The sequence below is a fragment of the Flagellimonas lutaonensis genome (genome assembly GCF_000963865.1).
Lineage (GTDB): Bacteria > Bacteroidota > Bacteroidia > Flavobacteriales > Flavobacteriaceae > Flagellimonas_A > Flagellimonas_A lutaonensis.
On record NZ_CP011071.1, the window covers coordinates 1101520 to 1118270 of the forward strand.

Here is a 16751-nt window from a genome sequence, read left to right on the forward strand (position 1 = left end):
GCTTTCTTTAAGGTGATTTATGATAAGGAGTCTTGCACTTGCAATATCAATATTGGTTATTGGTATATCATGTGGTGACAGAAAGGAAAAACTGTTCAGGCCACTGGATCCTGACCAAACGGGCATACATTTTGCCAACAGCCTAAACGATTCGCCCGACCTGAACATTCTAAATTACCTCTATTACTACAATGGGGGCGGTGTGGTAGCCGCTGATTTTAACAACGATGACCTTGTTGACCTATATTTTGTGGGAAACCAAGTGGCAGATGAACTCTACATCAACAAGGGCGATCTTTCTTTTGAAAGGGCCACCGACCGGTCGGGCATTGACAATGCAACCGGCTGGAGCACCGGGGCCACCCATGTCGACATCAATAACGACGGGCTTTTAGATATTTATATCTGTAAGGTAGGGCGATACCGCTCCATTAAAGGCAAAAACCTTTTGTATGTCAATAAGGGAATCGATGAAAACGGATTTCCCTTGTTTGAGGAACAAGCTGCCCAATACGGATTGGATTTCATTGGATTCTCTACCCAAGCGGCCTTTTTTGACTATGATTTGGATGACGATTTGGATATGTTTCTGATGAACCACTCAGTGCATCCCAACAGAACCTATGGAAGAGGAAGCATTCGAAAGCGCTTTGACCCTCTTTCTGGTGACGTTCTGTTTCGCAATGATGGCGGAAAGTTTATCGAGGTATCTGAGGAAGCAGGCATCTTTCAAGGAAAGATCGGCTACGGGTTGGGGCTTTCCATAAGCGATGTGAACAACGATGGCTACCCCGACATCTATGTGGGCAACGATTTTTTTGAAAATGACTATCTGTACATCAATCAACAAGATGGCACGTTTAAGGATTTGATATCAGCTGACAACCTTAGATTGGGGCACACAACGCACTACTCCATGGGCAACGATATTGCCGACATAAATAACGATGGCTTGATGGATATTGTCTCGCTTGATATGCTTCCCGAAGATTTGAAAACCTACAAAACCTCTGGCCTTGAGTATGCCTACCCCATCTACCAACAGTACCTCAGAAACGGTTATGCCCCCCAATACATGCAAAACACCTTGCACCTGAACCTAGGCAACGGGAACTTTTCAGAAATCGCGCATATCAGTGGCATTGCGGCAACCGAATGGTCTTGGGGAGCCTTGCTCGCCGATTTTGATAACGATGGACTCAAAGACATCTTCATAACCAATGGCATAAAGGGGGCGACCAACGATATGGACTATATGAACTTCATCGCCAATGAAGATCTGCAAAGACGTATCGATACCGGTATGGACCATACCGATATGCCGCTGATCCATGAAATTCCTGAAAAGAAAGTTCCCAACTATTTTTTTAAGAACAACGGGGACTTGACTTTTACAAATACCACGGAAATATGGTCAGAAGCAAGGGCTTCGTTCAGCAACGGCACCACCTATGCCGATCTGGACAATGATGGCGATCTCGACATCATCGTCAGCAACATCAACGAAAAGGCCCTGATACTGAAGAACAATGCCCAAAACAACAATTTTCTTCAAATAACATTCGATGGGGCTACCAAAAACAAATTCGGCATTGGTGCCAAAGCCATCGCTTTTGTGGGCAACAAGGTCTATTCAGCCGAGAATTTTGTTATTAGGGGATATCTTTCCAGTAGCCCCAGTAAGTTACATCTAGGGCTAGGAAAAGACAGCATTATAGATAGTTTGACAGTGGTTTGGCCGGGCGGTGCTTTCGAGACTCTTCAAAATGTCAGGGCAAATCAGTTGCTAGAGGTCTCCCAAAAGAACGCCACTGGCAATTACTACGAAAAAAGAATGGCAAGTCCGGTATTATACACCATGAACGATACCTTGGTCGCTTTTGTTCACAAAGACCCCATTTCCTTGGATTTTGACCGTGAGCCCTTGATTCCGTATGCCGGTTCAAACAAAGGTCCGGCATTGGCAGTGGCCGACATAAACAACGATGGGCTGCATGATCTGTTCTTGGGAGGGGCCAAAAAGCAGTCCTCTGCCCTGTATGTGCAGAATGCCTCCGGGGGCTTTTCTAATTGGCAGCCAGAGCTGTTCGAAGCACATGCCACCAACGAAGATGTGGCCAGCACGTTCATAGATGTAAACGGCGACGGTTTCAAAGATTTATTGGTCGGCAGTGGGGGCAACGAATTCAAAAAGGGGCTACCCTTACAGCCCCGGCTATACCTGAACGACAACGGGAAATTTGCACTTGACCCTAACCAGTTTGCCAAAATCGCGGCAAATGTTTCAAAAATCGCACCCTCAGATTTTGACCAAGATGGCGATATCGACTTCTTAATGGCCTCAGACCAGATAAGCACTCAATTCGGAAAAACTCCAAAACAATATTTTTTTGAGAACGATGGCACAGGTAAGTTTAAGAATGTGGTCAAGCAGATAGCACCCGATCTTGAGAGGGCCGGTAATATTACAGATGCAGTGTGGATAGATTTGGATGGTAACGGATATGACGACCTCATCGTCGTAGGCCATTGGATGCCCATCTCAATTTTTTTAAATGATGGGCAAGCGCTAAAGCCCTACATGGCCAAAGGCCTTGATAAAACCCATGGTTGGTGGAACACGGTAAAGGTTGACGACTTTGACAACGATGGTGATTTTGATATCGTTGCCGGTAATTGGGGATTGAACAGCAAGTTCAGCGCCTCTCTTGACAAACCCATTAAACTCTATAATAATGATTTTGACGAAAACGGCACTTTAGATCCGATCGTAACCTACTACCACCAAGACATCGAGACCCCTTTTGCCTCGAAAGACGAGCTGGTCAAGCAACTGCCAGACCTCAATAAAAAATTTCTTTTGTACCAAGATTTTGCCGATGCCACAATGCAAGACCTTTTTGGCAAAGAAAAGCTACGGGCTGCTGAGAAAAAATATGTATACGAACTTGCAAGCTGTTATTTTGAGAACCAAGGTAATGGCCAGTTCGTGAAAAGGCCTTTTCCATTGGCGGCACAGTTCTCTGTGGTCAATGACATGGTGGTAGACGATTTCAATTCAGACGGTTATAAAGATTTGTTAATCGTGGGCAACAACTTTGAAATTAGCACGCAGCTCGGTAGATTGGATGCCCTTCATGGACTATTTTTGCAGAACGACCAAAACGGTGGTTTTATGGAACGTTTTGACACTACCGTCGACATCTCCGGAGCAGCAAAAACAATGGAAAAAGTCACAATAAACGGCCAAAAAAGCTACATAGTCGGCCGCAACAACGATTCACCGATTTTCTTGATCAAAAAAGAAAAAGAATGATGAGAGCACATTTAGCAACAACCCTTTTATTGGCAGTATTGGTGCTGTCGTGCAACCCTAAAGAAAAAGAGGTTGCCGAAAACAAAGACCAGACCCTTTTTGAACTTCTAAAACCCGAGCAGACAGGCATTGACTTTGTAAACAGGGTCGAGAACCAAAAAGACTTCAATATTTTCAAATACCGTAATTTTTACAATGGTGGTGGTGTGGCCATCGGCGACATCAACAACGATGGCCTGGCCGATATCTACCTCACAGGAAATATGGAACCCAATAGGCTGTACCTGAACAAGGGCGGACTGAAATTTGAGGACATCACCGAAAAAGCTGGTGTTCAGGGCAACAAGCCATGGTCTACCGGTGTGGTCATGGTCGACATCAATGCAGACGGCCTGTTGGATATCTACGTAAGCAACGCGGGCAACCTCGAGGGAAACAACCATGACAATGACCTCTATATAAACAATGGGGACCTTACATTTACTGAAATGGCGTACGAATATAACCTGGCAAAAACAGGTTTTTCGACCCATGCCTCCTTCTTTGACTATGACAAAGACGGCGATTTGGATGCCTATATTTTAAATAACAGCAATATTCCGGTGAGTAGTCTGGGGTATGCCGAGCAGCGAGAGGTACGTGCCCAAGATTGGGAAGGGGTTCCGCACATCTTTCGTGGTGTGGGCGATATGTTGCTTCGCAACGATAATGGCAAATTTGTCGATGTCAGCGAAGATGCCGGTATTTATGGCAGTTTGATCGGCTTTGGTCTCGGTGTTATGGTGACCGATATCAACAACGACCTTTACCCAGATATTTATGTGTCGAACGATTTTTACGAGCGTGACTATCTCTACATAAACAACCAAGACGGCACCTTTAGTGAAGAAATCAAAAAGTGGACATCGCACCTAAGCCTTTCTGCGATGGGAATCGATATTGGCGATATCAACAACGACGGGCACAATGATATCTTCATCACCGATATGCTTCCCGAAGAGGAGAAAAGGGTCAAATCGGTTATGGAATTTGAAGGATACAATGTCTTCGACCTCAAGCAAAAGAAAGATTTCTACCAGCAGTATATCCAAAATACGTTGCAACTCAACAACGGTAACGGCTCTTTCTCAGAGGTGGCCTACTATAGCGGGGTAGATGCCACCGACTGGAGCTGGGCCGGCCTGCTCTTTGATATGGACAACGATGGCCTAAAGGATATTTTTATAACAAACGGCATCAACCATGATCTGACAGACCTTGATTTTGTCGATTTCTTTGCCAACGAGATCATCCAAAAAATGGCCCTCACCGGCCGTAAGGAATCCATTGATTCAATCATTGCCAAGATGCCCATTAGGCCACAGCCCAACTATGCCTATAAGAACAATGGCGACATAACCTTTACAAATGCCAATGCTGAGTGGGGTTTTGACCTGCCCACCATGTCAAACGGAGCCGCCTATGGCGACTTGGACAATGACGGTGACCTTGACCTGGTCATCAACAATGTGAATACCGAGACCTTTGTTTATGAGAACAAGACCAACGAATTATTGAAAGACCATAATTTCATCAAACTAAAGTTTGAAGGCGAGGGCAAAAATCCCTTTGGTGTTGGCGCCATAGCAAAATTTTACTTTGCCGATAACATTGTCAACCAAGAACTGATACCCTCAAGAGGGTTTCAATCTTCCATAGAATATATCATGACCATTGGCTTGGGCCGGCACAAGATGCTTGACTCCATAAGGATTATATGGCCCGATGACCGTTCACAACTGTTTACAAATGTAAAGGCCAACCAACAATTGGTGGTCAAACAGTCAGAGGCGGATGAGACCTATACACCCAACCCCAAGACCGATATAAAAACACTTTTCAAAGAACTGGACAATCCATTTTTGATTGCCCACAAAGAGAACAGCTATAGTGATTTTGACTACGAGGGCCTGATATACAAAAAAGTATCACAAGAAGGGCCCGCAATGGCCGTGGGCGATGTAAACGGCGATGGCAATGACGATGTGTTCATAGGTGGTGCCAAGGGAGCCCCCGGAGTACTTTATATGCACCAAGGCAGTGGCCAATTACGTCCTTCTCGGCAGCCTATATTGAACTCCCACAGCGATTTTGAGGACACCGCAGCGGCCTTCTTCGATGCCGACAATGACGGTGACTTGGATCTTATGGTAGGTTCGGGTGGCAATGAAGTGGGCAGAGAACAGACCTATAGAACCAGATTGTACCTCAACGATGGCAAAGGCAGCCTTTCCGTGTCAGAAAAGACCATACCCTCGACCTTCAAAAATGTTTCGGTCATCGCACCCTTCGACTTTGATGCCGATGGTGACCTAGATGTCTTCATAGGGTCAAAGAGCGTAGTCGGCGTCTATGGGCTGGATCCTGACCATTTATTGCTTGAAAACCGTGGCGAAGGCCAGTTTGTCGATGTGACAGAGCGCGTGGGATATGACCTAAAAGATGCCGGCATGGTATCAGATGCCATTTGGGCCGACATCAATAACGATCAAAAAGCCGACTTGATAACGGTCTCTGAATGGGGCACCCCAAAAATCTATCAGGGTTCGGGCAGACGGATCATGAAAATGGACACCGCCCTCGATAGCCTCGATGGATGGTGGAACACTGTTGAAGTGGCTGACTTAGACAATGACGGCGACCTCGACCTAATCTTGGGCAACCAAGGTGAGAATCTACATTACCGACCTGAAGAGGGCAAACCCATGAAAATGTATATCAATGATTTTGATAACAATGGTACCATCGAACAAATCGTTACGCAGCACGAAAACGGTGGCGACTACCCGATTCACCAAAAGAAAGAGCTTACCGAACAGCTGGTTTCATTGAAGAAACAGAATCTCAAGGCCTCCGATTATGCCGGTAGAACCATTCAAGAACTGTTTCCGAAAGAACTAATGCAGAAATCCATCGTAAAGCGGAGCACCATATCGTCTTCGGTGATCGCCATCAATGAAGGTAATGGAAACTTTACCATAAAACGACTGCCCTACCGAACACAATTGTCATGCATCTGCGATGTCAGCTGCACCGATGTCAACAACGACGGAAATCTTGACTTGGTGATGGCTGGCAACGATTTTGAATACAAGCCCCAGTTTTCACGCCTTGATGCCGGTTATGGCCATGTGCTCTTAGGGGACGGAAACGCGAATTTTGAGTGGCAAGATTACGGCAAAAGCGGTTTCTTCATCAGAGACGAGGTAAAGCACCTGAAGACGATAAAAGACTCGTCTGGGCAACATTTTTTGGTGGCGGCCATCAACAATGACAAACCTAAGATTTTTGCAATAAATGAATAGGCACCTAACGTATATCATATGTTTTTTAATGATGGTGGCCTGTAAAAAGGGCGGCGACCTCTTTAAAAATCCTTCGCCCAACAAAACGGGCATAACCTTTGCCAATACCATTACCGAAACCGATGATCTGAACATATTGGATTATCTCTATTTCTATAATGGGGGCGGGGTTGCCGTGGGCGATATCAACAATGACGGCCTTGTCGACATCTTTTTCAGCGGCAACCAAGTGAAGAACAAGTTGTACCTGAACAAAGGAAACCTACGGTTCGAGGACATCACTGAAAAAGCGGGTGTCGAAGGCAACAGCACCTGGAACACAGGGGCCGTTATGGGTGATGTGAACGGCGATGGCCTTTTGGATATTTATGTATGCGCCGTTGTGGGCATCAACGGTTTTAGGGGGCATAATGAACTGTACATCAACCAAGGCGATTTGACATTCTCGGAAAGCTCGGCCCAATACGGTCTTGATTTCGATTCGTACAGCTCGGGTGCCGCTTTCTTGGACTATGACCTCGATGGCGATCTAGACATCTACTTGCTCAACCATGCTGTACATACCTCAGAATCGTACGGTACCGCTGATCTTCGCCACCAACGAAACTACGAGACCGGCGATAAATTACTTCGTAACGATAACGGCAGGTTTGTAGATGTCAGTGAAGAAGCGGGCATCTACGGGGGCATCAACGGCTACGGATTGGGTGTCGCGGTCTCTGATTTCAACCAAGACGGATACCCTGACATTTATGTGGGAAACGATTTCCATGAAGACGATTATTATTATCTGAACAACCAAGACGGTACGTTTACCGAAAGCAGCAAGAAGTATTTTGGCCATACAAGCCGTTTTTCCATGGGCAGTGACGTGGCCGACATCAACCAAGACGGACTTCCAGACCTGATTTCTTTGGATATGTTGCCAGAAGACGAGGTGGCCCTGAAATCTTCGGAAGGGGATGATAACATACAAACGCAAAAATTGCGCACCGAACAGTACGGTTACCACTACCAGTTCACACGAAACATGCTGTATGTGAACCAGCCCGACGGCAATTATTTGGAGACCGCCATGCTCAGTGGGGTGGCCGCCACCGATTGGAGTTGGAGCGCCCTTTTCGGCGATTTTGACCAAGATGGACGGCAAGACCTCTTTGTCTCAAACGGTATTCCCAAACGACCCAATGATTTGGATTATATCAAATTTTTATCAAGCGACCAGATCCAGAACAAAATCAACAATACGAAATTGGTCGACCAAAAGGCCATTGACATGATGCCTTCGGGTGCCGTGCACAACTATGTTTTTAAAGGAATCGGGAATCTCGGCTTTGAGGACAAATCAGGGCAGTGGATAGCATCTGACACACTCATTTCGGGTGCTACGGCCTGGGGAGATTTCGACAATGATGGCGACATTGACCTAGTGGCCAACAATCTGAACAGGCCCGCCACCCTTTACATCAATCAAACAGACGACGATTCAAACTATCTCAAAATTCATCTAAAATACAAGGGGCCAAATCCTTTCGGGGTGGGCACTAAAGTGGTATCGTACCACAATGGTGAGCTTCAATACAAAGAATTATATACTTGCCGTGGGTTTCAAGCCTCATCGGAGCCCATCATCCATTTTGGGTATGGCAATGCCAAGAAGATTGACTCCCTTAAAATCATTTGGCCCGATAAAACCTTTCAATTGCTGGCTGACATTCCGGTAAACCAAACCCTCGAGATTTCACCGAAGAACGTGGGTCCTTTCGACTATAAGGCTTTAAAGCCCAAAACCAGGCAACTGTTCACCAAGGTGAAAGGCAACTTGGGTATTGATTATAGGCATATTGAAGACCCGTACATTGATTTCAACCGTGAAAAATTGATCCCCTACAAGATATCAGATAGGGGCCCGGCCCTAGCAGTGGGCGATTTGAACGGTGACGGCATGGACGATATTTATCTTGGCGGGTCAAAGTTCATTGCATCCAAAACATACTTGGCGCAAGATTCAACTTATGTCGAAAAAAAATGGCCAACTTTGGCACAAGATTCCGTACAGGAAATCATCGATGCCCAAATTGCCGATTTCAACGGTGATGGAAGCAACGATATTTTTCTGACCGCTGGCGGGGGTGATTTTTTTGGTTCTTCCCCTGCCCTGTTGGACTCTTATTTTTTGGCAAAAGACTCGACTTTCACAAAACAATCCCTCCCTGAAATTTACCAAAACAGTTCTGTGGTGCGGGCCCAAGATTTTGATGACGACGGTGACCTTGATGTTTTTATCGGTGGCCACACGCTGACCTCTAAATTTGGTGCTCCGGCCAGCTCCCATTTACTGGAAAACCAAAACGGCCACTTCAGCTTGGTCAATGGTTCGGTATTTGCCCTACAAGGTATGGTGACCGATGCCGTATGGAGTGATTTCAACTCAGATGGCAAAATAGACCTGATCGTGGTGGGCGAATGGATGGCACCCAGATACTTCAAGAACACCGGCAATTCGTTTGTGGAAGAGCACAAACTTGAATTAAACGGTCTGTGGCAAAGCATCGCGCCTTTTGATATTGACCACGATGGCGATGTCGATTACCTATTGGGCAATTGGGGAACCAACTCTAAATTCAAGGCATCTTCTACCCATCCCTTAAAGATGTACTTTGCCGACTTTGATGGCAACGGACAGACGGAAACCGTTACCGCCATTGAAAAAGATGGGCATTACTATACCCTTGAAGGGCTCGACGGCCTGGCCGACCAAATGGTTTTTCTTCGCAAGAAATTCAATAATTACAAATCGTTCGCCGGCAAAAAACTCGAAGAGATATTCGACAGAAAATTGCTCGATGGGGCCACTTTGCTTACCGTGAGCGAACTACGGTCTGGGTATCTTAAAAATGAACAGGGGCAATTTATGTTTGTACCTTTTGCCGCACCGATGCAGGTTTCGCCAATCATGGCTTTCACCGTACACGATTTTGATGGCGACGGACAAGACGAAATCCTTGCCGGGGGCAACTATTTTGGGGTTAAGCCCTATCAAGGCAGGTTCGACAGTTTTCCCGGTGCGTTGATAGAAAGTGAAAATGATGTAATTTTGGGCAGTCAAATCGGGCTTGATTTCACCCAAAAGTCCGTTCGGCACCTAACCATCTTAGAACGGGGCAATAAAAAATTTCTTCTTGTAACCTATAACAACGACAGAGCAGAAGTTTACGAATTCAACAACAAAAACAATGAAGATGAAAAGTAACGTAATCTTACTATTCGGAATATTTATTCTGATGGCCTCATGTGAAAAAAATGAGCCTATCACAATTTCACCTGAAGATTACCATGCATCGGTCGATAAGGTTACCGAGGTAATGGTACATGATATCTTCTCTCCACCTGTGGCCAGTAGAATCTACGCTTACCCAAACATTGCCGCCTACGAGATTTTAGCTTTGAAAGATAATCGGTACAACTCGTTGGCAGGGCAGGTCAGCGAGCTTACCCCTATTCCCCAACCCCCTGGTCCAGTGAACATCAATACGGAACTGGCAGCTCTTGTCGCCCATATCGACGTGAGCCGTAGATTGATTTTTTCCGAGGATAAGATAAAGGCCTTCCGTGACAGCCTTTATGATATTTGGCAGAATCAAAATCCGAAAGTATTTGAAGCTTCGCGTGACTATGGCCTTCAAGTGGCCGAGCACATAGCGGCTTGGATGGATGGGGACAACTACAAACAGACCCGTACCATGCCAAAGTTCACCGTTGATTCAGAAGACCCATCGAGATGGCAGCCCACACCACCGGCCTACATGAACGGTATTGAGCCCCATTGGAACAAAATCAGGCCTTTCGTCATCGATTCGGCTTCGCAGTTTCGACCAACGCCTCCGCCACCTTTTTCAATGGAGGAAGGTTCTGACTTCTACAAAGAGGTCAAAGAGGTGTACGATATCAGCAAAGAGATCACCGCAAAGGGCGATGAATCGGAAGAAGTGGCCATCGCGCAGTTTTGGGACTGCAACCCCTATGTTTCGGTAACGCGCGGACACCTTATGTTCGCTACCAAAAAGATAACACCCGGTGCCCATTGGATCGGCATTACCAAAATTGCCAGTAGAAAAACAAATGCAGATTTTGCAGAAACTGTGCACGCCTACACGAAAACCTCTATCGCCATAGCCGATGCCTTTATCAGTTGTTGGGACGAAAAATACCGCAGCAACCTCATTCGGCCCGAGACCCTTATCAACGTACACATAGATGATAGTTGGGAGCCCGTGCTACAGACCCCCCCCTTTCCGGAATACACCAGTGGCCACAGTGTTGTCTCGGGTGCGGCCGCTACGGCCCTGACCGAAATATTTGGCGATAATTTTGCCTTTGATGACGATACAGAAGTAGCCTACGGGTTACCCGTAAGATCCTTCAATTCGTTCAAAGAGGCCGCAGATGAAGCCGCTATCAGCAGAATGTATGGTGGCATACACTACAGGGCTGCCGTAGAGGTAGGGGTCAAGCAAGGTAGAGACCTCGGTAAATTTGTTGTGAACAACCTTAAAATGAAAAACGAGAAACAGGTTACCTCAAACTAAGGGTGTTGTGAAAAAAATAAGCGCTGTCGTTGCCATTGTTATCATTGGTATATTGGTCGGGTATCTCTTTTTATGGCCCCAAGACTATCAAATACGTTTTAATGTCAACACGTTTCCGGGGGCCATCAACCAAACGCTTAAGGTATGGAACAAAAATCTTGACAACCCCGGCGAGATCGTTCAGGGCGCAACCATTGAGCAGCTTAGGCAGACCCTCACGTTTGGCGATTCAACGCATATCTACAAATGGCGCATTAAACGATTGACCGATTCAACCTCAAGGGTCATAGTGAACATAAAAGACATGGACCACAGTCTGATGAACAAGATCAAGGTGCCCTTTATGGATACAGATTTTGAGAAAAGGTCACGAAAGACCGTGTTGGATTTCAGCGAGCTGCTGACCCAGCATATAGACCGGTTCAAGGTCACCATTGTAGGTGAAAGTGAGGTGCCGACCACCTATGCCGCCTATGTCACCATAAAGACCACACAACACAAAAAGGCGGCAGGCATGATGGATAACCTTCCTTTGCTATCGAATGCAATGCTTGAACATGGAGTAGAACCTAACGGGCCACCACTAATTGAAGTGCTCGATTGGAACATGAAGACCGACAGTGTCACCTATAATTTCTGTTTTCCGATCGTACGGTCAGAAAAACTACCCATCCATCCTGAAATAAAATATAAACGCGTTTTTTCAAAAAAAGCCTTGAAAGCCATCTACAATGGCAACTACATCACCTCTGACAGGGCTTGGTACGCCCTTCTACATTATGCCAAAAAAAACAATATTGAGGTAGATCGCAAGCCGGTCGAGATCTTTTACAACAACCCCAACACAGGGGGCGATGAGGTCAACTGGAAGGCCGAAATATTCATGCCCATAAAAGAAACTCATGAGTAAGACCCTACAGTTTCTCACCATTCTTTTTTTGCTCTCTTGTGGCCTGCAGGATTTCGGAAAACTTGAGTTTGTGGCCAAACTGCCCTCAAAGATGGATGAAAGTTCAGGGATTGCCGTTTTCAATGATTCAACGATCTGGACCATCGAAGACAATGGAAATGCCGACAACATCTATCAGATCGACATTCAAGGAAACCTGTTGACCTCATTCGATGTCAAGGATGCCAAAAACAACGATTGGGAAGATTTGGCAACCGACGGCGAAAAGAATGTCTATATCGGTGATTTTGGCAATAACAACAACAAACGAAAAGATTTGGTGATCTACAAACTGCCAAATCCTGAAATTGAAAAAGGCGACCGTATTGATGCTGTGAAAATACGGTTCAAGTATCCTGAGCAAACGGCCTTTCCACCCTCCGCAGAAAAGCTTTTTTATGATGCCGAGGCGTTCTTTCACTATGGCGATTCGTTGTATATCATCACCAAAAACAGGTCAAGGCCTTTTAATGGAAAAGCAATGGTATACCAAATACCCGACACAGAAGGCAACTACAAGGCCAAAAAAATAGGAAGCTTTGCCCCGTGCGAGGAAGAATTTAGCTGTGTGGTCACTTCGGCCGACATTTCAAAAGATGGTAAAAAGGTAGTGCTTTTGGGCTACGGCAAGCTATGGGTCTTTACCGACTTTGCGATGCCAGATTTCACAAAAGGAAAAATGAGAACCGTTGACCTGCAAACAGAATCCCAATTAGAGGCGGTGGCCTTTTTAAACGACAGCACCTTGTTGCTTACCGATGAAAGAGGCCCACATTCAGGTGGAAACATCTATCGTTTCAAACTGCCAAAAGATTAAAACCCGAAACCAAGGCCAAACGAAAAACGCAGTCCGTCGCTACTGTTGAAAAGGCCTATGTTGGCTGACAAAACATCCGCTCCGTTCACAAAAAATCCACCCCCGAACGAATTGTGCCATTTGGTGGAGCTATCGTCGGGCAACCAAACACGGCCATAGTCGAACCCCCCATAGATACCTGGCGTAACGGGCAGCAGCCCAGTTCTTTGTTTTCTAAAACTATACCGAATATCGGTATTCTGAAAATAAGCAGTCTTTCCTGTAAACCGCTGAAACCTAAACCCACGAAGACCGTTGTTGGCCCCGATACTTGCGCCTTGATAAAATTCAAAATCGTTGCCGATATTGAAATGCCCCTTGAACTTGGTGGCCAGCACCAAGCGCCCATCGGGGCTGATCTTATAGTTAAAGGATAGGCTCGGAACCACATAGCCGAACGACCTATCTGATTCGCTCACATTGGTTTTAAAACCACCGTTCAGTGAAAATGCCATGCCCATGGTGGGAAAAGCGTCGTTGTCGGTGTTCGAGTAACTATATTCTGCATCAAGTGCAAAAAATTCCTTCGAATTTTCCTGTTGGTTCTGTATAAAAAAAGTATTGATAAATCGGCCTTCAGTTTCTTCGACCTCAATTAATTCGTAACCAATGCCCAGCCTTATTTTGGAGCCTAAATGACCCCGCCAAACTAGTGCTGGGGCTATTTTGATAGTCTTAAGGCGTACTCTGTTAAAGTCTAGCCCCAGATCATCATCCAGATTATCCGTCTCATTTCCAAAACCAAAAAAATTGATTGCGAAATTGGGGCTTGTAAACTTTGTGGTAATTTCAAAGTTTATTTTTTCAAAAACATTCGCAAACTCACCGACATAGGACAGATCAAAACCGTTGGTTGCAAAATATACAGCTCCGTTAATCGTATGCTGCGAAGTGAAGGGATTCTGTCTAAAACCATTGTGGGTGTATATATCGGTAATGCCTATGCGAAAACCATCATCAGGGTTGAATCCCAGGGCCGGCAAAATCTGGTTATTGCTCGCCTTGATCTTGAGAAACTGATAGGTGTTCACATCATAATCATTGGTCTTGTGTATTTTGCCCCCAAAGGTCTCACCGTAGGTATTCTTTTTGTATTTATGGTCATAAACGTGTACAGCCCTTGATTTCTCGGCAATTTTGTACACATCATTGTTTTGGCCGCCAATCAGCCGCACTTTTATCTTTCCAGTGTTTCCTGACACCTCAAAGACATCATCATCATCAAGGCCGTACACCCACACCTCTTTGGTATATCGGGGGTCGTACACTTTATCAAAAAAAAGGTCTTTCAACTTTCCCTTTATTATCCTATAGGCCCTGACGCCCAATTTTCCATCGGATAAGGGGGTGATCATAAAATGGTCGTCTTTGTCGGTACCGGTCACCACACTGTATTTGTTCAGGATCTTATAGTATTCCTTGGCGGTTTGTGCCAAGTTCTTTTTCCGGGCCAACAATATGCGCTTCAATTTGTCAACGGTCTCATCGCGTACCTCCTCCGGAAATTCTTGAAAAGCCCTATCGACAACTGTTTCATCAATGTTTCTTTGGATGCATCTGGCCTGATCGATCCAATCGTCCATTGTGGTCTGCGAGAGCAGTGCCATGTCGAGCGCAAATGTCTTGGGTGATGAATTGAACCCCTTTACACTTCTTATTTCTTCATTAAAGCCCTCAAAAAGCTGCAATGATGGTATGGCCCTGGTACCAAAGGCCATCAATGCACCATCGCCCATAATCGAATAGGCCTGGTCTCGATCACGGGGTATGGGCCTGAAAATTTTGTTTCCCTGGCCATCTTCAACCTGGGCCCACCTCCATTGGTCGTTATGGCGGTCCCAATCGCCTATCAACATATCGAAAAGCCGTGCCCGCACATATAGTTCTTCATCCAACTTAAAGTCCTCGTCTTTTCTGAGCTTCTCCATAAAATCATCGGTACCCATGATTTTGTCGGCATGGCCCAGACTGGCCACTTCACCGTGCCCCTCTGAAAGGTGCTCTTCGATAATATAAAGTTCATCGCCAAAGGTATCATTGAAATCTTCCAATGCGGCCTGTTTGGGCACATAGTACAGTTTCGGGTTGGTATGGTAAATACCGACCGCATCAGACAAGGTGCCCACGGTAAGAGGCGCATAGGGGTGCGACCCGGTATAAAAATCGAGCAGAAGCGCTTCGGTATACGTATCTTCAAAATCGCCTACGATGTACCGATCCTTGAAGGCAATGGCCTGAAGGTATAGCTCGGCACTCTTTTTAAGGGCCCGCATTACAAATTGGCGACCGTCTTTATGCTCAAGGCGTAGTGATTTGGTTTGGTGGCCACCCCCCTTGCGTACCGGTTTCAATCCTCCGTAAAGGGTGTCCAATCGAACAGTGGGCGCTTTTACCCTGGTGGCATAGTATTTACGGTACCGCTCGCCCCAAAGTGTTTTAAAAAAGTTCGATTTATCGACCTCTTCTTCTGTATAGATGGAAGTTGACACATATTTAGGAAAGTCTTCATGGCCTTTGAATCGAACAGTCTTGCGTTCAGGGGGCAACACTTGGGTACTGAACAACAACGCTTCATTGTTGCCCTCGACACCATAAAATTCGACCCAAGAAGAGCCATCCCCAAAAACTTTCAAAATGGCATACCCTCTTTTTCCTGTAGAGAACCGGCTGCCGTTCAAAAGGCGTGCCGCTCCTTCTTTGGCCCCCGAACCACTTACAATTTGGGGGGTGTTCTCTTCAACAATGTACTGTAGGGTATGCTCATGGCCAGAGGCCAAAATCACGTTTTCTGAATACTGTGCCAAGGTCACCACACGTTTTTTGAGTTCATTGTAGCGTTTGTTCTGCATATCGGCAATCGAGGCCCCTGAGGTGCGCCGCAGTACATTGATCAAGGTGCCGAATCCCGGCAATGGGATCGTATGGCCTTTCGGATAAATGTGTTTTTCCAATGAATAATGGCCCCCATGCGGACCGTAAGAGAACATAGGATGGTGCATGGCGATCAGGGTGGTTCTGTCGCGGTTCTTTTTGATAAGGCTTTCGAGCTCTTCGAAAAATCGCTCTCGGTCTCTGATATCGCAATTGTCGTTGATGTCCGGCCTTTTGTTCCAATTGGTCAGATACCACTCGGTGTCGATGGTAATGACCAAAATGTCATCACCGATCTTGAAATGCTCCATGGCGCATCCGTTCTCAGGAAAAAACACTTCTTTGCTATCGAGTTTTTCCTCAATATAGTTCTCTTGGCGTTTGAGACCGATCAGTCCTTCGGTGTACCAATCATGGTTGCCGGGAATAAAAACAGGTTTTCCCTTATAGTTCTCGAGAGTGGCCAACTGGGCATCTAAATGGCTCTTGGCCTCTATGTAAGCCTGGGTCGAATCTTTTTTATCAGGAAGCCCCGCGGGGTAGATGTTATCGCCCAAAAAAATGGCGGTACTGTTCTTGGGGGCTTCAGACAATCGCGACCTAAATTTCTTGAGTACCGGATTCATGCCACCAATAGGGGATTTCCCTGCATCGCCTATCAAATAAAAAGTATGCGCCACCTTCTTGTCAGGTGTGGCCCGGATGGCCGACTGAGCATCTGAATACTGCACCTTTTTTGTGGCGCAAGCCGATAAAAACAGTACAGATAATACAATAAGGCAGTTTTTTTTCATAACTGAATTGTTCGGGGCAATTTTTGTAATTT

At 45.9% G+C, this 16751-nt stretch carries 7 protein-coding genes; 6 read left to right on the forward strand and 1 reads right to left on the reverse strand.

Annotation, left to right across the window (positions count from 1 at the left end):
• The first annotated feature begins 19 nt into the window (after nt 1-19).
• From VC82_RS05170 to VC82_RS05195, 6 genes are read left to right on the forward strand one after another with little or no spacing between them, the layout of a single operon-like run.
• Entirely contained in the window at nt 20-3316 is a 3297-nt protein-coding gene (locus tag VC82_RS05170; protein WP_045801418.1) for a VCBS repeat-containing protein, read from the forward strand.
• Nucleotides 3316-6660, forward strand: coding sequence for a VCBS repeat-containing protein (locus VC82_RS05175; protein WP_045801419.1), 3345 nt, complete (start codon nt 3316-3318; stop codon nt 6658-6660). Before VC82_RS05170 ends, VC82_RS05175 begins: the two co-directional genes overlap by 1 nt.
• Nucleotides 6653-9913 carry a VCBS repeat-containing protein gene (locus VC82_RS05180; RefSeq protein WP_045801420.1) on the forward strand — a complete coding sequence of 1087 codons (3261 nt, stop codon included), beginning with the start codon at nt 6653-6655 and terminating at the stop codon, nt 9911-9913. Before VC82_RS05175 ends, VC82_RS05180 begins: the two co-directional genes overlap by 8 nt.
• Nucleotides 9897-11249, forward strand: a complete 1353-nt coding sequence (locus VC82_RS05185; RefSeq protein WP_045801421.1) for a vanadium-dependent haloperoxidase — start codon at nt 9897-9899, stop codon at nt 11247-11249. The genes VC82_RS05180 and VC82_RS05185 overlap by 17 nt, the downstream gene beginning before the upstream one ends.
• Nucleotides 11250-11256: 7 nt before the next feature.
• Nucleotides 11257-12159 (forward strand): GyrI-like domain-containing protein, encoded by a 903-nt coding sequence (locus tag VC82_RS05190; protein WP_045801422.1) that lies wholly within the window; start codon nt 11257-11259, stop codon nt 12157-12159.
• Nucleotides 12152-13015: an NHL repeat-containing protein gene (locus VC82_RS05195; protein ID WP_045801423.1), complete on the forward strand. Its 864-nt coding sequence runs from the start codon at nt 12152-12154 to the stop codon at nt 13013-13015. Before VC82_RS05190 ends, VC82_RS05195 begins: the two co-directional genes overlap by 8 nt.
• Here the strand turns inward: VC82_RS05195 and VC82_RS05200 are convergent.
• The gene (locus VC82_RS05200; protein ID WP_045801424.1) at nt 13012-16719 is read right to left on the reverse strand and encodes a metallophosphoesterase; all 3708 of its coding nucleotides are present in this window, start codon (nt 16717-16719) and stop codon (nt 13012-13014) included. The genes VC82_RS05195 and VC82_RS05200 overlap by 4 nt on opposite strands.
• Nucleotides 16720-16751: the final 32 nt, after the last annotated feature.